The following is an 18,448-nucleotide window of genomic DNA, read 5'->3' on the forward strand; positions in this document are numbered from 1 at the left end:
GGTTCAACCCTTCTTCTCCAGCACATCTTTCAGGGAAATTTTGGCGCTGCCGGGGGCGAGTGGCTTCTGCTGCGAAGCATGCGGCGCCCAACCCGAAATCCAGACAATATTGAAGGTCGCCCTGATGCGGCCGTCCGGGTCGGCGAAACGCTCTGCGTAAATCTGTGCGGCACGGATGAAAAGCGCGCGCGAAGCAGGTTTGCGCGATCTTGCGCGAAGCGCGCTGGTGGCACCCATGGCCCGCAAATCGCGCATCAGGTCGAACATGTTTGCATAACGAACGGTGAGCGTTTCAAGGTCGGCCACGGGCAGTGCAAAGCCCGCGCGCTGCAGAAGGCCGCCCACATCGCGTATGTCGGCAAACGGGCTCACGCGAGGTGCAGCGCCGCCACTCAATTCCGTCTCGGCATGAAGAAGCGCCTCGCGCAATTCCTGTAAGGTTCCCGCACCGGCCATTGCGCCCAGGAAGAGACCGTCGGGCTTGAGCGCCTTTCTGATCTGGGCAAGCATTCCCGGTGTGTCATTGGTCTCATGCAGGGTCAGCAACGACACCGCGAGATCAAGGCTTTGCGGCTCGAGAGGCAAGGTCTCCGGAGCAGCAACGACCCCTTCGCCATCGAGCAGAATGGGATCGGCTTCCACCCGGCTTACGGTGTCGACCTTGCCGCTTTCCTTCAGGGCATCAGCCGCATGAGGCGTGAGGCAGAAGATGGCCGCAGCCTTTTCGAAGTGCCGGTCGACGGTGGAAAGACGTTCGGCGAGATCTTCGGCCGCGCGCTTCATGAGAAATGCAGCACCTTCATCGGTGTGCTGTTTTGCCCGTTTCTTGCGCGCGATGATCAGGTCCGTGTCGAAGAGGGCTTCCATATTTCACCTGCGATTGATTGCAGCGTCCATTATGGGTCCCAAAGAACGCTGCGAATTATTGAATTTGCGCATCGCACAAAATGAATATGCTGGCAAAGAGGCAATTATAGCAACGACAGAGGCGAGGGCGGTGAACGGGACAGCGCGAATAAGGCATTCGCTTTTCGGATGGGCACAGCAGGTGTTGTTTCCGCCGGTTTGTCTTGGCTGCTCCAATCTGGTCGCCGAGCCAGGCACGCTGTGTGCGACCTGCTGGCCGCGCCTGCGATTTCTGGAGAAACCGTGGTGCGCGGTCATGGGAACACCCTTCTCGGTGGACCTGGGAGACGAAATCCTGTCCGCCGAAGCCATCGCCAATCCTCCGCCCTTCGCGCGGGCGCGCTCGGCAGTCATCTATGAAAATGTCGCCCGGCAGATGGTGCAATCGCTCAAGTTTCGCGACAGAACCGATCTGGCGCCCTGGATGGCAAGGTGGATGCTGCGGGCCGGAGCAGAGCTTGTCCGTGATAACCCGGCGGTTGTGCCGGTTCCGCTGCACAGGCGGCGTCTCCTCGCGCGGCGGTTCAACCAGTCGGCGGAGCTGGCGCGGGCGCTTTCGCGTCTGGCTGCCCTCGATTACGAGCCTGAAACGCTTGTGCGTGTGCGCAAGACACGCCAGCAGGTGGGATTGAAGGCCAGCGAACGCGAAGCCAATGTGCGGGGTGCTTTTCACGTGCCAACAGAACGCTCCGTCACCATAGCGGGGCGCAGGGTGCTCCTGATCGACGATGTCTATACGACCGGAGCGACGGTGAGCGCTGCAAGCCGCGCGCTCCGGCGCGCAGGGGCAACCGGGGTCGACGTTCTGACCTTTGCGCGGGTGCTGCCGGGGGACTTTCGGCCAGATGAAGGAAACCCTATATAGGCAGCGACTGTGAACGGATACGAAGCATGGCTGACGTAACGATTTATACCCGGATGATGTGCGGCTATTGTGCCGCTGCAAAGCGCCTTCTCGAACAGAAGGGTGTTGCCTATACGGAGCACGATGCGAGCTTCTCGCCGGAACTGCGCCAGGAGATGATCCAGCGCGCCAACGGTCGCGCGACCTTCCCGCAGATATTCATCGGGGATATGCATGTGGGCGGCAGCGATGAGCTGCACGCGCTGGAGCGTGCAGGAAAACTCGACGCGCTTCTTGCGGAGACGCAGGCATGACCGGGATACGCGTTGCCGCTTTGCAGATGCGCTCCGGAACAGAACCGGAAGCGAATGCGGTTGCATTCGAGGCACTGGTGCGCGAGGCGGCGGACAAGGGTGCGCAATATGTGCAAAGCCCGGAAATGACCGGTGCTCTGGTGCGCAGCAGGGCGGAGCTTCTGGAACGCATCGAAGGTGCGCGCGGTGCTCTGATCACCGAGCGGGCCGAGGCGTTGGCAAGGGAGTTGTCGATCCACGTCCAAGTCGGGTCGACGGCGGTTGCACTGCCCGATGGCCGTGTCGCAAACCGCGCTTTCCTTTTTTCTCCGGAAGGAAATCTCATCGCCACCTACGACAAGATCCATATGTTCGACGTGGATCTCGATCATGGTGAAAGCTGGCGTGAATCGGCAACGTATGCGCCGGGCGAGGCTGCTGTTGTCGCGGATTTGCCCTTCGGGCGCATGGGCTTTGCCATTTGCTACGACCTTCGCTTTCCGCAGCTTTTCAGGGCGGAGGCGGTGGCCGGTGCGCAGGTACTTACCGCGCCTGCCGCTTTCACCCGCCAGACCGGGGAGGCGCATTGGCACGTGCTGATCCGCGCGCGCGCCATCGAAAACGGCGCCTTCATGATTGCGGCTGCTCAGGGCGGCAAGCATGAGGACGGGCGCGAAACCTTCGGTCATTCGATGATCGTCGATCCCTGGGGACGCATTCTTGCCGAAGCGGAGGGCGACGCGCCTGAAGTGGTGATTGCCGATCTCGACATTTCGGAGGTGGCAGCGGCGCGCGGCAAGGTGCCCAATCTGAGGAATGCCCGCGATTTTACCGTCAAGCAGGTGGGCGCGGCGGAGGACGCGGCGCGGAGTAAGGCATCATGATCAGCTATAATCTGATCTGCGATGGTGGCCACACGTTCGAGGCGTGGTTTCGCAACAGTGCCGATTTCGAAGGCCAGCAGGAGCGCCATCTGGTTTCCTGCCCGCATTGCGGATCGATCTCCGTCGAGAAAGCGTTGATGGCGCCAGCGGTTTCCACAGGCAAGCGCAGGGAACAGATCGCACTCGCCATGGGCGAGGAGCAAAAGAAGGCGCTCGCGCAGCTCAAGGAAATGTCGCGCAAGGTGCGCGAGAACGCGGATTATGTGGGCGACAAGTTTGCCGAAGAAGCGCGCAAGATTCATTTCGGTGAAACCGAAGTGCGCGGAATTTACGGTGAGGCGACGGCCGATGAGGCGAAATCGCTCGTCGACGAAGGCGTCGAATTCATGCCGCTGCCGGTATTTCCCGACGACCAGAACTGATTTCGAGGAGAGCCGTCAGGCAGCGGGCTTGGTGGCGGCGACCATATAATTGACGTCCATGTCGCCTGAGCGCTGCCAGCGATCCGCAAGTGGGTTGTAGACAACGCCGCTGCGGTCCGTGATGAGCACACCGGCAGCGCCAAGGGCCTTTTCCAGCTCCTGCGGGCGCACCAGCTTGTCATATTGATGCGTGCCGCGCGGAAGCCAGCCCAACACATACTCAGCGCCGATGATCGCCAGCCCCCAGGCCTTGAGGGTCCTGTTGATGGTGGCGACGAACATCAGGCCGCCCGGTTTCAGCATTTCCCCGCATTTCGACAGGAACAAGTTCACGTCGGCAACGTGTTCCACCACTTCCATGTTGAGGATGATGTCGAACTTTTCGCCCTGATCGGCCAAGGCCTCGGCGGTGGTCGCGCGGTAATCAATGTCGAGGCCGCTCTGGGCCGCGTGGATTTTTGCCACTTCGATATTGGTCTCCGAGGCATCGGCGCCGACGACCTGCGCGCCAAGGCGGGCCATGGGCTCGCACAGGAGGCCGCCACCGCAGCCGATATCGAGAAGCCTCAGATTGTCGAACGGTTTCGCAGCATGGGGATCGCGTCCGAAATGGGCCGCGATATGATCGCGGATATAGGCAAGGCGGACCGGGTTGAACTTGTGCAGAACCCCGAATTTTCCTGTCGGGTTCCACCATTCCGCCGCGAGGGCCGAGAAGTGCTCGATTTCGCGCGCGTCGATAGTCGTCTGTCGAGCTTCGGACATGGGGTAGCCTGTGTATCGGTTGCCGGGCTTTCGTTGCCATGAAGTCGTGCGTGGAGGACCGATTGTCAAGGCGGCAATTGTCTCACCGGGCGCACTGTCACATTGCTTGCAGATGACGGGGCTTTTGGGTATGGAAGCCGCGACGCCCGGCAGCTACTGCCGCCGGGACCATTATGTCCGCCCTCCCAGGCGGTTGGAATTTCCGGATAAAGGCCTTCGTTCCCATGGCGCGCATTGTGATGAAGTTCGGCGGAACCTCCGTCGCCGATATCGACCGCATCCATAATGTGGCGCGTCACGTCAAACGCGAGACGGACGCCGGTCACGAGGTTGCCGTCGTGGTCTCTGCCATGTCGGGCAAGACCAACGAGCTGGTGGGCTGGGTGCAGAGCATGGCCCGCACGGCGGGATCGGGAACGCCTTTCTACGATGCGCGGGAGTACGATGCGATCGTGGCTTCTGGCGAGCAGGTGACGAGCGGGCTCCTGGCTATCGCGCTGCAATCGATGGGCGTGGATGCCCGGTCGTGGCAGGGATGGCAGATACCGGTCCACACCGATAATGCGCATGGCGCTGCACGCATTCTCGACATTGACGGAAGCGAGATCGTGCGCCGTATGGGCACGGGGCAGGTTGCGGTCGTTGCAGGCTTTCAGGGTATCGGCCCCGACAACCGGGTGGCGACGCTCGGCCGTGGCGGCTCGGACACCAGTGCTGTGGCGGTGGCGGCGGCGGTCAAGGCAGATCGCTGCGACATCTATACGGATGTGGACGGCGTCTACACGACCGACCCGCGCATTGAGCCGCGCGCGCGTCGTCTTCCCAAGATTTCCTTCGAGGAAATGCTGGAGATGGCTTCGCTGGGGGCCAAGGTCCTGCAGGTTCGCTCCGTCGAGCTTGCCATGGTGCATAAGGTCAGAACCTTTGTTAGATCGTCGTTCGACGATCCCGACGCGCCGGGGATGGGGGATTTCGAAAACCCGCCCGGAACGCTCATTTGCGATGAGGATGAAATCGTGGAACAGCAAGTCGTCACCGGCATCGCCTACGCCAAGGACGAAGCCCAGATATCGCTGCGCCGCGTGGCCGACAGGCCGGGGGTTTCCGCCGGCATCTTCGGCCCGCTGGCCGAGGCGAACATCAATGTCGACATGATCGTGCAGAACATCTCCGAGGACGGTTCGCGCACGGACATGACCTTCACGGTTCCTTCCGGCGACCTCGACAAGGCGCTGGCGGTTCTGGCAAAGGTGCGCGACACGGTCGGTTTCGATGTTGTGCAGTCGGAAGCGGGGCTGGTAAAGGTTTCGGTGATCGGCATCGGCATGCGAAGCCATGCGGGCGTTGCCGCCACGGCTTTCAAGGCGCTGGCCGAGAAGGGCATCAATATCCGGGCGATCACGACTTCGGAGATCAAAATTTCGATACTGATTGACGGTCCCTATGCGGAATTGGCCGTCCGGACTTTGCATTCCGTCTACGGTCTCGATAAGCAGTAGACAAAGAAAAACCCGAATCTGGCTTTTGTCCCGCGGGTGGCGGGATTTCGGAAAAGCCAATGGAGAGGGGTTCAATGCGAGACACTGCTGGTGGTCCACGTGTGCTGTTAAGGCGTTTGCGCGAGCTTATGGCCGAGGCGCTCGAGCCACAGGAGCGTCTTGATCGCATCGTGCGCGAAATCGCGCAGAATATGGTTGCCGAGGTTTGCTCGCTCTACGTTCTGCGCGCCGATTCGATGCTTGAGCTTTATGCTACCGAAGGTCTGAACCCCGGGTCCGTGCATCTGGCGCAATTGCGTCTCGGGCAGGGCCTCGTCGGCACGATCGCCGCCAGTGCGCGACCGCTCAATCTCTCCGATGCGCAGAAGCATCCCGCATTCGCCTATCTGCCGGAAACGGGGGAGGAGATTTATCACTCCTTCCTTGGTGTCCCGGTTCTGCGGGCCGGGCGCACGCTGGGCGTGCTCGTCGTGCAGAACCGCACCATGCGGCATTATCGCGAAGACGAGGTGGAAGCGCTCGAAACCGTCGCCATGGTGATCGCGGAGATGATCGCGACTGGCGATCTCGCCCGGTTGACGCGACCGGGCATCGAACTCGACATGAGCCGCCCCGTTAGCCTTAACGGCCTGCCCTTCAACGAAGGCGTCGGGCTGGGGCATGTGGTTCTGCATGAACCGCGCATCGTGGTCACGGCACTGTTCAACGAAGACAGCGACGAAGAACTTCAGCGGCTGGAAACGGCGCTCGATTCGTTGCGCCTGTCCATCGACAACATGCTTTCGCGCCGCGATGTCGCTTTCGAGGGCGAGCACAGGGCGGTTCTGGAAGCCTATCGCATGTTCGCCAATGACCGGGGCTGGGTGCGCCGGCTTCAGGAGGCGGTGAACAACGGGCTGACGGCGGAAGCGGCGGTGGAGAAAGTCCAGAGCGACATGCGGGCGCGCATGCTGCATATGACTGATCCCTATCTGCGTGAGCGGATGAGCGATTTCGACGACCTGGCAAACCGGCTGCTGCGCCAGCTGATGGGGCGTGGGCCCGATGCGCTGGCCGAGATCGTGCCGAAGGACGCGATTATCGTCGCGCGTTCCATGGGCGCTGCCGAGCTGCTCGATTATCCGCGGCAGAAGTTGCGCGGCCTCGTGCTGGAGGAAGGGGCTCCGACCAGCCATATCGTGATCGTTGCGCGCGCCATCGGTTTGCCCACCGTGGGGCAGGTGAAAGGCGCCGTCTCCATGTCGGAGAATGGCGATGCCATCATCGTCGATGGCGAGGATGGGCAGGTGCATCTGCGTCCGCAGGGCGATGTCGAGGCGGCCTATGCGGAAAAGGTCCGTTTCCGCGCCCGGCGTCAGAAGCACTATCAGGAATTGCGTGATGAACCTTCCGAAACCAAGGACGGCGTTCACATCGACATGATGATGAATGCGGGGCTGGCGGTGGACCTGCCGCAGCTCGCCCAGTCGGGCGCCGATGGAATCGGCCTTTTCCGCACGGAGCTGCAGTTCATGGTGGCTGCTGCTTTCCCGCGTGTGGAAGCCCAGGAACGGCTTTACCGGGAAGTGCTGGATGCGGCGGACGGCAAGCCGGTCACCTTCCGCACCATCGACATCGGTGGCGACAAGGTGCTTCCTTATTTCAAGGATTCGCACAATGAGGAAAACCCGGCCCTGGGCTGGCGGGCGATCCGGCTTACGCTCGACCGGCCCGGCCTTTTGCGCACGCAGATTCGCGCACTTCTGAAGGCTGCGGGTGGGCGCGAATTGCGCATGATGCTGCCCATGGTGACGGAAGTGGCCGAGGTGCGGCAGGCGCGGGCTGTCATCGACCGGGAAGTGCGGCACTTGTCGCGGTTTGCCCATCATCTGCCGACGCGGCTGAAACTAGGAGCCATGATCGAGGTTCCCTCTCTCCTGTGGCAGCTCGACGAGCTGATGCAGGCGGTCGATTTTGTGTCGGTGGGCTCGAACGACCTTTTCCAGTTCGTGACAGCGACGGACCGGGGCAACACGCGGATCGCGGATCGCTTCGACCCGCTCAGTGTGCCTTTCCTGCGTCTTCTACGCCAGATCGTGAAGGCGGGCGAGGCGTCGGGCACGCCGGTGACGCTGTGCGGCGAACTTGCCGGCCGCTCTGTCTCCGCGATGGCGCTTCTGGGCATCGGCTACCGTTCCATATCCATGGCGCCGGCCGCTATCGGTCCGGTGAAGGCCATGTTGCGTGAATTGCCGCTCCATGAGCTTTCGGCGCTCATGGAGGAAGCTCTTGCCAAGCACAGCGCATCCACCGATATTCGCGCGCTGCTTCGGCAATTCGCCGAGAGCCGCGATATCCCCCTTTAGAATCAACCGAACCCTCTAGAACCGACAGGCTTTTCCGCCAATGACCGAACTGCCGCGTGATCGTATGGATCAAGTGCTCAAACGTTTCGAACTCATCGAGACGCAGATGGCGGCTGGCCCCGATGCGGAAACCTACGTCAAGCTTGCATCCGAATATTCGGAATTGCAGGAGGTAGCGGCCAAGATCCGTGAATTGAAGCAGGCTGAAGGCGAGCTTGCCGATCTGACGGCCATGCTGAACGATGCCTCCACCGATCGCGAGATGCGGGAGCTTGCGGAAGCCGACCTGGAAACGGTGGAAGAGCGGCTCGAGACCTTGAGCGCTGAGATGCAGCTCCTTCTTTTGCCGAAGGACGAGGCGGACGAGAAAAACGCCATTCTGGAAATTCGCGCCGGCACGGGTGGTGATGAGGCTGCTCTTTTCGCAGGCGATCTGTTTCGCATGTACGAACGCTACGCCGCCGACCGGGGCTGGCGTGTGGAAGTGGTTTCCACCAGCGAGGGCGAAGCAGGTGGGTACAAGGAAATCATCGCCACGGTTTCAGGGCGCGGGGTGTTCTCACGCCTGAAATTCGAATCCGGCGTTCATCGTGTGCAGCGTGTGCCGGCCACCGAGGCGCAGGGCCGCATTCACACCTCTGCGGCGACAGTGGCGGTTTTGCCGGAAGCCGAAGAGATCGACGTGGAAATCCGCAACGAGGATATCCGCATAGACACGATGCGCGCATCCGGTGCCGGCGGCCAGCACGTGAATACGACCGATTCGGCCGTGCGCATCACGCATATTCCTTCCGGCATCGTCGTGGTGCAGGCGGAGAAGTCACAGCATCAGAACCGTGCGCGGGCGATGCAGATCCTGCGTTCGCGCCTGTTCGACATGCAGCGCATGAAAGCGGCTGATGAGCGCTCGGAAGCGCGGCGTCTGCAGGTGGGGTCCGGCGACCGTTCGGAGCGTATCCGCACCTACAATTTTCCGCAGGGGCGTGTGACCGATCACCGTATCAACCTGACGCTTTACAAGCTCGACCGCGTTATCGAGGGTGAGCTGGACGAACTGATCGATGCGCTGATCGCCGATCATCAGTCCAGGCTCCTTGCGGAAACGGGTATGGATGGCTGAGGCTCGTCCGACGCTTGGCATGCTTCACGCCGAGGCGCGCGCACGTCTTGCGCAGGCGGGTATAGAGGATGCTGCTCTGGATGCGCGTCTTCTGGTCGAGCATTTTACCAAGTCATCGCGAACCGATGCTCTCGTGCGGCCTGAGCTGGAGATTGCCGCGCCAAGCGTCTCTGCGCTGGATGAGGCGCTGGCGCGCCGCATTTTGGGCATGCCGGTGCACCGCATCATGGGGCAGCGCGAGTTCTACGGTCTCACGCTGGGTCTTTCCGACGAGACGCTGGAGCCTCGCCCCGATACTGAAATTCTCGTCGATCTTGTGCTGGGCGAAGCGCGGCAGGAGGGCGGGGAGGACCGTCCCTATCGCATTCTGGACCTCGGGACGGGAAGCGGTGCGATTGCTATTGCCCTGCTCAGTGCGCTGCCCTCGGCTTGCGCCATCGGCGCGGATATTTCGGAAGATGCCCTTGCAACGGCGCGACGCAATGCCGATATGAATGGGGTAGGCGGGCGCTTTGTCGGATTGAGGTCCGACTGGTTCTCCGAAATCGAGGGACGTTTCGACTTCATCGTGTCGAACCCGCCTTACATACGAGAACATGACTGGAAGTCCCTGTCGCGCGAAGTGCGCGATTTCGATCCCCGCAAGGCACTTGTCGGCGGGGTGGACGGACTGGATGCCTACAGGGCCATTGCCCAGGGGTGCCATGGGCATCTCGCGACGGGTGGAAGAGTGGCCGTGGAGATCGGATACGATCAGAAAGAAGCCGTCACGCGGGTCTTCAAAGCGTGCGCGTTTCGGCGCGCGACTGCAGCCAAAGACCTTGCCGGCCATAACAGAGCGTTGATTTTTCACGCTGAAAAGACCCCGTGAATGGAAATGAAAAAAAACTTGGCATCGCAATCGAATGCGGCTAGTTTCCGGCTACCGGATGAGACGAAGCTGGCAGCGCCGTTATCGATTCGGTTCCCGAGGACTGGCTGTCATGGGTGGCGTTTTGGACGCCTAGGCTTCTTTACGGGGATTGTCCGGCAACTGACATGAAGCGGAACAGGATGGCCCTGTGCGCAGGACATGCGCAGCGTGAGGCCGAGGGGAGATGTGAGACTGCTGGCTTCCCGCCTTCCCCGCCGCGTCGAGGGTCGAGTTTCTAACCAACTGTCTCAACAAGCAGTCTCGAAAACCAAGAGAGTCGAATGAGGCCACAACAGCAGAACAGGCGTATGCGCGGTCGCGGTAACAACAATAACCGCAAGGGACCAAACCCGCTGGCGCGTAGCTATGAGAGCAATGGCCCGGATGTAAAAATCCGCGGAACAGCGCAGCAGATCGCCGACAAATATGCGACTTTAGCGCGCGATGCGCAGAGTTCCGGCGATCGCGTTATGGCCGAGAATTATCTTCAGCACGCCGAACATTACAATCGCATCATCGCTGCCGCGCAGGCGCAGATCCAGCAGCAGCAGGGTGCGCGCGACCAGCGCGACGACGATGAGGATGACAGCGATGAGCGTGAAGCCTCCGAAAACCCCAATGTGAACGGTCGCAAGCAGCCTGCGCGCGTTGATGACGGCTCCGGCCCGCAGCCTGACATCGAGGGCGTGCCGGCAGAACTCGCGCTTACGGATGGAAATTCCAATTCGGGGCAGACCAATGGCCATGCGCACGAAGCCGCCAATGGCGACGAAGATGCTGCTCCGGTAAAGGCCGCGCCGCGCCGCCGCCCTCGTCCCGCCGCAGCGAAAGCCGAGGGCACGCCCGAGGCTGAAGGCGACGAAAAGCCTGTTCGCCGCACGCGGCGTCCGCGCACCCGCAACACCGAAGAAGGCGAGGCCGCAGCGGCTCCTGCCGAAGAGGCTGTGGCGCAGGGCTGAGACCTGTTTTCAACGGCATTGTCGAAATGTTTTGAACGGCGGGAATTTCCCGCCGTTTTTCGTTTGTTCCTTCCTTGTCGGCTTCCCTTCCGCTCCCCATATCCCATTCAACTGGACCTGCCTGTGATCGGTCGCGATAATCGACTTCATCCCGGCTGGTAGGGGGTCCGTCACCTTAGACATCGCCGGTGCCGCACAGCGGGCCGGCATGGAAGTGGAGACACATATGAATATCGAGAAGTATTCCGAACGCGTTCGGGGTTTCATCCAGTCTGCGCAGACCATGGCGCTTTCCAGGAATCATCAGCAGTTCGCACCAGAGCATCTTCTGAAGGTGCTGGTCGATGACGAGGAGGGGCTTGCCGCTTCCTTGATCGAACGCGCAGGCGGTCGTGCCCAGGATGTGCGGCTTGCCGTGGACGCTGCGCTCAAGGCCATGCCGCAGGTGGAAGGCGGTAACGGGCAGCTTTATATGGCCCAGCCCCTGGCCAAGGTTTTCGCCATCGCTGAAGAGCTTGCGAAGAAGGCTGGCGACAGCTTTGTGACGGTGGAGCGCCTGCTGACCGCTCTGGCCGTCGAGAAATCGGCGAAAACGGCCGATATTCTCGCCAAGGCGGGTGTTACCGCGACCGGCCTCAATCAGGTCATCAATGATATCCGCAAGGGCCGCACCGCAGACTCGGCGAGCGCGGAACAGGGTTATGACGCGCTGAAGAAATATGCGCGCGACCTGACCGCCGATGCCCGTGCCGGGAAGCTCGACCCGGTAATTGGCCGCGATGATGAAATCCGCCGGACGATCCAGGTCCTGTCGCGGCGTACCAAGAACAACCCTGTGCTGATCGGTGAACCCGGCGTCGGCAAGACGGCCATCGCCGAAGGACTGGCGTTGCGCATCGTGAACGGCGACGTGCCTGAATCGCTCAAGGACAAGCAGCTGATGGCGCTCGATATGGGCGCGCTGATTGCCGGTGCGAAATATCGCGGCGAGTTCGAGGAGCGCCTGAAGGCGGTGTTGTCAGAAGTGACGGCGGCGAGCGGCAATATCATCCTTTTCATCGATGAGATGCACACGCTTGTGGGGGCCGGCAAGTCGGACGGGGCAATGGATGCTTCCAACCTTCTGAAACCGGCTCTGGCGCGCGGCGAATTGCATTGCGTGGGTGCGACGACGCTCGACGAATACCGCAAATATGTGGAGAAGGATGCTGCCCTGGCCCGGCGCTTCCAGCCTGTGTTCGTCAATGAACCGACAGTCGAGGACACGATCTCGATCCTGCGCGGTCTGAAGGAGAAGTATGAGCAGCACCACAAGGTGCGTGTTTCGGACTCCGCACTGGTGGCGGCTGCGACGTTGTCGAACCGTTACATCGCCGACCGTTTCCTGCCCGACAAGGCAATCGACCTGGTGGATGAGGCTGCTTCGCGCCTTCGTATGCAGGTCGATTCCAAGCCGGAGGCGCTGGACGAGGTTGACCGACGTATCATGCAGCTCAAGATCGAGCGTGAGGCGTTGAAGGCAGAAAAGGACGATGCTTCCAGGGATCGCCTGACCAAGCTTGAAAAGGAACTGTCCGGTCTTGAAGAGGAATCGGCCCGGCTGACCAGCCGGTGGGCTGCCGAGAAGGATAAGCTCGGCCTTGCCGCTGACCTCAAGGGGCAGCTCGACGAAGCGCGCAACGAACTTGCCATTGCCCAGCGCCGTGGCGAATTCCAGCGTGCGGGCGAGCTTGCCTATGGACGCATTCCCGAACTTGAGAAGAAGCTCGCCGAAGCCGAAGCTCAGGGCGACGACGGCAAGGGCGGAATGGTCGAGGAGACCGTGACGCCGGACCATGTGGCCCATGTGGTGTCGCGCTGGACGGGTATTCCGGTCGACAAGATGCTGGAAGGCGAGCGCGAAAAGCTTCTGCGCATGGAGGACGAGATCGCCAAGCGGGTCGTCGGCCAGGGCGAGGCGGTGCAAGCCGTTTCCAAGGCGGTCCGGCGTGCTCGTGCGGGCCTGCAAGACCCGAACCGGCCGATCGGATCATTCATGTTCCTCGGCCCCACGGGTGTGGGCAAGACGGAACTGACCAAGGCGCTTGCGAACTTCCTGTTCGACGACGAGCAGGCGATGGTGCGCATCGATATGTCCGAGTTCATGGAGAAGCACTCCGTTGCCCGGCTGATCGGCGCGCCTCCCGGCTATGTCGGCTATGAGGAGGGCGGTGTTCTTACCGAAGCCATTCGCCGCAGGCCCTATCAGGTGATCCTGTTCGACGAGGTCGAGAAGGCGCATCCCGATGTGTTCAACGTTCTGCTGCAGGTCCTCGACGATGGGCGTCTGACCGATGGTCAGGGCCGGACCGTGGATTTCCGCAACACGCTGATCGTCATGACCTCCAATCTGGGAGCGGAATATCTCGTCAATCTCGGCGAGGATGAGGATGTCGACAAGGTTCGCGACGAGGTGATGGGCGTCGTCAGAAACGCCTTCCGGCCCGAATTCCTCAACCGTATAGATGAGGTGATCCTGTTCCACCGGTTGCGCCGTCAGGACATGGGCCAGATCGTCCATATCCAGCTCGAACGGCTGGGCAGGCTCCTGACCGACCGCAAGATCAGCCTCTCGCTTGACGATGATGCGATCGAATGGCTGGCCAACAAGGGGTATGACCCTGCCTATGGTGCGCGGCCCTTGAAGCGGGTCATGCAGAAGGAACTTCAGGACCCCTTGGCCGAGAAAATCCTGAGCGGCGAGATTTTCGACAACTCGACGGTAAAGGTCACGGCAGGTTCCGACAGGCTGAACTTCCGACCGCAGCGCACGCAGCCGGAAGATGAGGCCGAACAGGCAGCCTGACGGATTTAGGCAGAACAGGAAATGGGGAGGGAAGAATGCAGGTCGACGCCTTTAACCGGCTTTGTTCTTCCCTTCCCCATGCCTCGCATGTGGTGCAGTGGGGTGGTTCACAGGTCTGGAAAGTGGGGGGCAAGGTGTTTGCCATCGGGTCAGGTGGCGATTTTCTCGACGTGTCCTTCAAGGTTTCCGAGCTCGCCTACGATATTCTCAAGGAACAGCCCGGCCTGCGGCCTGCTCCTTATCTCGCCTCACGCGGGATGAAATGGATACAGCGCCAGAGCGCCGAGGCCATGGATGATGCCGCGCTCGGCGATTATCTTGCCGAAAGTCATCGTCTTGTCGCTGCGGGTCTGACCCGCAAGTTGCGGCGGGAACTGGGTTTCGAAGACGCATAGATCACATTGGTCAATCCTCTGGGCTTGCAGGGAACCCATGGTCGGCCCTGGCCGTTTCGCCCTTATGGATGCGCCCTCATTCCGCAGTTTGCGGTTGCAGGCGTTGCCATCTTCACGTCCGGTTCATCTACTATGGTGAAGAATTCGTCAAAACGCGAATCGCCGGCGGGGCGGTTCGAGGCCTGTATTGTCTGGAATGAGGGGCAAAGGTTTTGAGATTGTATTTTCTGACGGCTCTTTTCCTGTCGGTTGCACCGGCTTCCGTATTCGCCAGTCAGTCCGACACCTCTTTGTATCCGGGAACGGGGGAGGTGCGTGGCGGCGGTGGGCTTCCGGGAATGCAATCCGTGCCCGCCGAAAAGCCGGTTCAGCTCGCTCAGAATTATGATTTCGATGTCTATGTCGATCAGCAGGGTCGGGAAATCATCGTCGACGCCTATACGGGGCGGGTCGTGGAGATTCGCCCACCTGTAGAGGCGCCGCGGCAGCCGGTCTATCGGCAGCGGCAGGAGCCTCGCCTGCGTGAATGGAACGGCGAGTTCTATGATTTCAACGATCCGCAGGAGGTCGAGCGCTATCGCCGCGACCGCCGTTCCTATGGCCGTCAAGCTCCGGCGGACACCTATCAGGAGCCGGACTGGAACGACAATCGGCGCGCCACCCGACAGGAGCCCTCGTATGGCGGAAATGGCCAGGTGCAGCGTTCACCCTTGCCGGCGCCAGGCGGTCGCAATGATATGGCCTCTGTTCCCCGGCAGGAAATGAACCCCGATAACGGCTTCGACAATGGGCAGACCGGCAGCTTCCAGCGTGTGGACCCGACCAGGCAGCCGCTGCCCAATGAAAGCGCAGTGCTCGCGCCAACCGGTGCAACCGAGGAGGTTGCGCGCATCCAGATTCTGCTCGACAGGGCCAATGCTTCGCCCGGTGTGATCGACGGGCGCATGGGTGACAACGTCAACAAGGCGATCCGCGCCTATCGCGAGATCACCGGCGATACGGTGAAAACCTATGACAAGGACTGGGTGGAGGCGGAGCTGGAGCGCACCGGCGGCCCGGCATTCCAGGAATACACGATCACGGCACAGGACGCCGCCGGTCCTTTCATTGCCTCGGTGCCCGCAGACTACAGCCACAAGGCTCAACTCGATGCGTTGTCCTATACGTCTGTGACGGAGATGCTTGCTGAGCGTTTCCACATGGATGAGAAATATCTGATCGCGCTCAACCCCGGGGTCAACTTCAACCGGGCAGGCTCGATCATCAAGGTCGTCAATCCGGGCAAGAAGCTTGCCGGGCAGGTGGGGCGCATCGTTGCCGACAAGGCAAACAAGCAATTGCGTGTCTATGGCGAGGACGGACGGCTGATGGCGGCATACCCCGCGACGATCGGCTCATCCGATACACCGTCGCCTTCCGGATCGCACACTGTGGCGCGGATCGCGCTGAATCCGGAATATACCTACAACCCGAAGATCAACTTCAAGCAGGGCGCCAATGACAAGGTCCTGCGCATTCCGCCCGGGCCGAATGGGCCGGTCGGATCCGTCTGGATTGCTCTGTCGAAGCCCACATACGGCATCCACGGTACGCCCGATCCTTCAAAGATCGGCAAGACTGCATCGCATGGATGTGTCCGCCTGACCAACTGGGATGCGGAGGAACTTGCCAAACGCGTCAAGCCGGGTGTCCCGGTCGTCTTCGAGGAGTAGGTCCCGAGGCCGAGGTGGCGCAACCGTTTCATGAAAACGTTGCGCTGCTTCATCTTCTGGCTTTCGTCCGCGTTCGGAAGCCAGTCAATTCCAGTTGGTTGCAGATTCGCTTGGCGCGCTTCCGGCCTCTTTCCCCAGATCGGTTTACTGTTTCACGGAAACCCTGAACCGATCTCTCTCTTTGTATTTCCGCATTTGTTCGGATGTCAGATGATTTCATCTGACTGCAAAATGCCCTAGTTTCCGGAGGCGATCGAGAAGGGATTTTGCTCGGAATCCTTCAGGAGTGCATCGATGCGGTCGCGCTCGCGCTTGAAGGCCACCAGATCCTCACCCTTGAGCGAGCGGTTGTCGGGAAGGCGCACACGCATCGGGTCGACCTTCGTGCCATTCACCATCATTTCATAGTGCAGGTGATTGCCGGTGACGAGGCCGGTCGCGCCGACGTAGCCGATTACCTGGCCCTGGCGGATGCGGGCGCCTGGCGTCACTCCCTTGGCGATGCCGCTCTGGTGATTGTAGGAGGTCTTGAAGCCATTATTGTGCCGGATGATGGTCTGCCGGCCGTAGCCGCCGGCCCATCCTGCCTTTTCCACGACACCATCGCCGGCAGCGATGATGGGTGTTCCGCGCGGCGCGGCCCAGTCGACGCCGGTGTGCATCTTGCTGTAGCCCAAAACGGGGTGGCGGCGCATGCCGAAGCCGGAGGTGAAGCGACCGTTCGGGACAGGGTTGCGGAGCATGAAACGGCGGGCGCTTCGGCCTTCGTCGTCGAAATAGTCGGCGGTTCCGTCCTGGAACTGGAAACGATAGAAGGTGCGGGCCTGGCCGCCAAAGCTGGCCTTTACATAAAGAAGGGCCGATTCGGAGGTGGCGTTGCCATTTGCATCGGGCGCGGAAAAGAAGACGTCGAGTTTATCGGCAGGCGACAGGCGCGCCTGAAAGTCGACATCCGCGGAAAGAAGCTTGACCAGTCGCTTGGTCATTTCCGGCGTCAGCCCATAGGAATAGGCCGCGCGATAAATGCCGTCATAGGCGAGAGGCAGGTCCGCACGAGCGCGTCTTGGAGCGGCGGGATGGTCCAAAGCTGCCAGTAGAACCGGGTTTACCTCCGGCTCGTCCGCCGGTACGAACTGATTGCGGTCGTCGAGCGCAATGGTGAGCATGTGCTTCTTACCATTATATACGCTGGCGCGCATGATGTGGCTTTTCTCGCCTACCGTTTCCACGCCGATGCGCAGAATTGACCCTGCCTTGAGTTCCTTCGTGTTCAGAAGCTTGCTGATCGCCTCGATCATTCCGTCGGCTTCCTTGCCGATATAGCCGGCCTGCTTGAAGACGTCGGCAATGGCGCGGTCTGTGCGGAAGGGAATCAGGTCTTCGGCGAATTCCGGAGCGAGCTCCGGCGCCGTGCGCGAAGCAACGGAGACGTTCTCCCTGACGATGCGGGCGTTGAAGGCGGAAAGTGCCTGAGTGGAGAGGGTTTCTCCGAAGCGCTGCGGATCAACATAATGAAGCGAGGCAACCTGGACCGCGCCGTCGGTGAGGATGGCGCCCGTATTGCGCACCATCACCTCGACCTCTTCGGTCGTCAGGCTGCGCGCGGAATTGAAGGTTTCCGTGTCGAGCGGAAAATCGACGGTCTTGAGCGCCACCTCGCTTTCCACCTTGGCGCCGTAGATCAGCCCCATGCGGGCGGTGCTCGCGGCTCCGTCTTCGGCAAATACGGTGAGCGGGTCGAAGGGCGGGTAATCCTTGGTGGCCGGATGGTTGGCGGTGAGCGACATTCTCACATGCACGAAAGGCAGGGTGCGCACCACATCCGTGTCGCCGCTGCGAATCATGGTGGAGACTTCCATGGTGCGTCGCTCATCGGCACGACTCACCGTGCGGGGGGTAACGAGGCGCGATGTCTTGGCTGCGCCGATGTCGTCATTGCCCATCTCGCCCAGAAGCGCGATTTCGGGCGGGGTGGCCAGCTGCTGGCGCCCGTCCAGGGCAGCCGAGAGCGCCACCCCCATCAGGACGGTGGAGGTGATGCCTGTAAGAAATGTGCCGACCAGCCAGCGTGCGGAAATCTCACGGCGGTCGGGAGGGCCGCTGCGACCGTCCGCTACAATGGGGGCTTCTTCGCCTAATGTTTCACTAGCGGGCGTGCTGCTGTTCATTCCCGGAGGCGCCTCGATGCGTGGCCCTTGTTGTTCTCTATATACTGTGGGCCCTCGCGGACCCGGCAATTCTGCATCGCTGGGCCCGCGAATGCAGTGGAATTTGACTGCTGCTCCGACGCAAGTCAACGCTCGGAACGGTAGGCAGCATGTGTCGGTGCCGTAAGCGGTGGCACCTGCCAGTTGCCTTTGGCGGGACCAATGCTGCCAAAAGCGACCGAACCGATGCTGCTTATTGATCGGCTAGAGCTCAAATTAGACTCGAATATGACCGTTGGTGGACGATCCCCAGGGGGGGAATCCAGCATTCCCAAGGGGTGCAGGGGAAAAGCCAAATCCGTGTCGTAAAAAATTCAAAAAACTTAGAAAATGTCGTTG

At 61.1% G+C, this 18,448-nt stretch carries 15 protein-coding genes; 12 read left to right on the plus strand and 3 right to left on the minus strand.

Features of this window, described 5'->3' with window-relative positions; translation table 11 throughout:
- Nucleotides 1-3 precede the first annotated feature (3 nt).
- Entirely contained in the window at nucleotides 4-867 is an 864-nt protein-coding gene (locus tag NA8A_RS21195) for a methyltransferase domain-containing protein (protein WP_009452461.1), read from the minus strand.
- A 130-nt stretch (nucleotides 868-997) separates the two neighbouring features.
- Here NA8A_RS21195 and NA8A_RS21200 point away from each other — a divergent pair, with 130 nt between their 5' ends.
- Genes NA8A_RS21200 through NA8A_RS21215 form a run of 4 tightly spaced genes read left to right on the plus strand, consistent with a single transcriptional unit; the run spans nucleotide 998 to nucleotide 3,349 of the window.
- On the plus strand, nucleotides 998-1,771 hold the full coding sequence (locus NA8A_RS21200) for a ComF family protein (RefSeq protein WP_040673299.1): 774 nt from the start codon (nucleotides 998-1,000) through the stop codon (nucleotides 1,769-1,771).
- A 26-nt stretch (nucleotides 1,772-1,797) separates the two neighbouring features.
- A complete protein-coding gene (gene grxC / locus NA8A_RS21205; protein WP_009452463.1) occupies nucleotides 1,798-2,064 on the plus strand; it encodes a glutaredoxin 3 in 267 nt (88 codons plus the stop codon).
- Nucleotides 2,061-2,927: a carbon-nitrogen hydrolase family protein gene (locus NA8A_RS21210; RefSeq protein ID WP_009452464.1), complete on the plus strand. Its 867-nt coding sequence runs from the start codon at nucleotides 2,061-2,063 to the stop codon at nucleotides 2,925-2,927. The genes grxC and NA8A_RS21210 overlap by 4 nt, the downstream gene beginning before the upstream one ends.
- Nucleotides 2,924-3,349, plus strand: coding sequence for a DUF1178 family protein (locus tag NA8A_RS21215; protein ID WP_009452465.1), 426 nt, complete (start codon nucleotides 2,924-2,926; stop codon nucleotides 3,347-3,349). Before NA8A_RS21210 ends, NA8A_RS21215 begins: the two co-directional genes overlap by 4 nt.
- Before the next feature lie 15 nt (nucleotides 3,350-3,364).
- Here the strand turns inward: NA8A_RS21215 and ubiG are convergent, their stop codons facing one another.
- Complete coding sequence (ubiG, locus tag NA8A_RS21220) at nucleotides 3,365-4,114, minus strand: bifunctional 2-polyprenyl-6-hydroxyphenol methylase/3-demethylubiquinol 3-O-methyltransferase UbiG (RefSeq protein WP_009452466.1); 750 nt, start codon at nucleotides 4,112-4,114, stop codon at nucleotides 3,365-3,367.
- A 224-nt stretch (nucleotides 4,115-4,338) separates the two neighbouring features.
- Between ubiG and NA8A_RS21225 the strand changes: the two genes are divergently transcribed.
- From NA8A_RS21225 to NA8A_RS21260, 8 genes are all read left to right on the plus strand, one after another.
- A complete protein-coding gene (locus tag NA8A_RS21225; RefSeq protein WP_009452468.1) occupies nucleotides 4,339-5,613 on the plus strand; it encodes an aspartate kinase in 1,275 nt (424 codons plus the stop codon).
- A 74-nt stretch (nucleotides 5,614-5,687) separates the two neighbouring features.
- Entirely contained in the window at nucleotides 5,688-7,958 is a 2,271-nt protein-coding gene (ptsP, locus tag NA8A_RS21230; protein ID WP_009452469.1) for a phosphoenolpyruvate--protein phosphotransferase, read from the plus strand.
- Between the two features lie 40 nt (nucleotides 7,959-7,998).
- On the plus strand, nucleotides 7,999-9,078 hold the full coding sequence (gene prfA, locus NA8A_RS21235; RefSeq protein ID WP_009452470.1) for a peptide chain release factor 1: 1,080 nt from the start codon (nucleotides 7,999-8,001) through the stop codon (nucleotides 9,076-9,078).
- On the plus strand, nucleotides 9,071-9,949 hold the full coding sequence (prmC, locus tag NA8A_RS21240; protein WP_009452471.1) for a peptide chain release factor N(5)-glutamine methyltransferase: 879 nt from the start codon (nucleotides 9,071-9,073) through the stop codon (nucleotides 9,947-9,949). The genes prfA and prmC overlap by 8 nt, the downstream gene beginning before the upstream one ends.
- A 323-nt stretch (nucleotides 9,950-10,272) precedes the next feature.
- Nucleotides 10,273-10,950, plus strand: coding sequence for a DUF4167 domain-containing protein (locus NA8A_RS21245; RefSeq protein ID WP_040673276.1), 678 nt, complete (start codon nucleotides 10,273-10,275; stop codon nucleotides 10,948-10,950).
- Nucleotides 10,951-11,176: 226 nt separating this feature from the next.
- A complete protein-coding gene (clpB, locus tag NA8A_RS21250; RefSeq protein WP_009452473.1) occupies nucleotides 11,177-13,795 on the plus strand; it encodes an ATP-dependent chaperone ClpB in 2,619 nt (872 codons plus the stop codon).
- A gap of 35 nt (nucleotides 13,796-13,830) precedes the next feature.
- Complete coding sequence (locus NA8A_RS21255) at nucleotides 13,831-14,190, plus strand: MmcQ/YjbR family DNA-binding protein (RefSeq protein ID WP_009452474.1); 360 nt, start codon at nucleotides 13,831-13,833, stop codon at nucleotides 14,188-14,190.
- 218 nt (nucleotides 14,191-14,408) lie between these two features.
- A complete protein-coding gene (locus NA8A_RS21260) occupies nucleotides 14,409-15,902 on the plus strand; it encodes a L,D-transpeptidase family protein (protein ID WP_009452475.1) in 1,494 nt (497 codons plus the stop codon).
- A 236-nt stretch (nucleotides 15,903-16,138) separates the two neighbouring features.
- Here the strand turns inward: NA8A_RS21260 and NA8A_RS21265 are convergent, their stop codons facing one another.
- Entirely contained in the window at nucleotides 16,139-18,070 is a 1,932-nt protein-coding gene (locus tag NA8A_RS21265; RefSeq protein ID WP_009452476.1) for a M23 family metallopeptidase, read from the minus strand.
- Nucleotides 18,071-18,448: the final 378 nt, after the last annotated feature.

Origin of the sequence: Nitratireductor indicus C115 (assembly GCF_000300515.1) — a bacterium.
In the GTDB taxonomy this organism is placed as follows: Bacteria; Pseudomonadota; Alphaproteobacteria; order Rhizobiales; family Rhizobiaceae; genus Nitratireductor; species Nitratireductor indicus.

Bases quoted from the DNA above. Each gene is read 5' to 3' on its own strand.
- clpB (WP_009452473.1), top strand. From the start codon at position 11,177: ATGAATATCGAGAAGTATTCCGAACGCGTTCGGGGTTTCATCCAGTCT.
- NA8A_RS21265 (WP_009452476.1), bottom strand. From the start codon at position 18,070: ATGAACAGCAGCACGCCCGCTAGTGAAACATTAGGCGAAGAAGCCCCC.
- NA8A_RS21195 (WP_009452461.1), bottom strand. From the start codon at position 867: ATGGAAGCCCTCTTCGACACGGACCTGATCATCGCGCGCAAGAAACGG.
- NA8A_RS21255 (WP_009452474.1), top strand. From the start codon at position 13,831: ATGCAGGTCGACGCCTTTAACCGGCTTTGTTCTTCCCTTCCCCATGCC.
- NA8A_RS21210 (WP_009452464.1), top strand. From the start codon at position 2,061: ATGACCGGGATACGCGTTGCCGCTTTGCAGATGCGCTCCGGAACAGAA.
- NA8A_RS21225 (WP_009452468.1), top strand. From the start codon at position 4,339: ATGGCGCGCATTGTGATGAAGTTCGGCGGAACCTCCGTCGCCGATATC.
- grxC (WP_009452463.1), top strand. From the start codon at position 1,798: ATGGCTGACGTAACGATTTATACCCGGATGATGTGCGGCTATTGTGCC.
- prmC (WP_009452471.1), top strand. From the start codon at position 9,071: ATGGCTGAGGCTCGTCCGACGCTTGGCATGCTTCACGCCGAGGCGCGC.
- prfA (WP_009452470.1), top strand. From the start codon at position 7,999: ATGACCGAACTGCCGCGTGATCGTATGGATCAAGTGCTCAAACGTTTC.
- NA8A_RS21215 (WP_009452465.1), top strand. From the start codon at position 2,924: ATGATCAGCTATAATCTGATCTGCGATGGTGGCCACACGTTCGAGGCG.
- NA8A_RS21245 (WP_040673276.1), top strand. From the start codon at position 10,273: ATGAGGCCACAACAGCAGAACAGGCGTATGCGCGGTCGCGGTAACAAC.
- ptsP (WP_009452469.1), top strand. From the start codon at position 5,688: ATGCGAGACACTGCTGGTGGTCCACGTGTGCTGTTAAGGCGTTTGCGC.
- ubiG (WP_009452466.1), bottom strand. From the start codon at position 4,114: ATGTCCGAAGCTCGACAGACGACTATCGACGCGCGCGAAATCGAGCAC.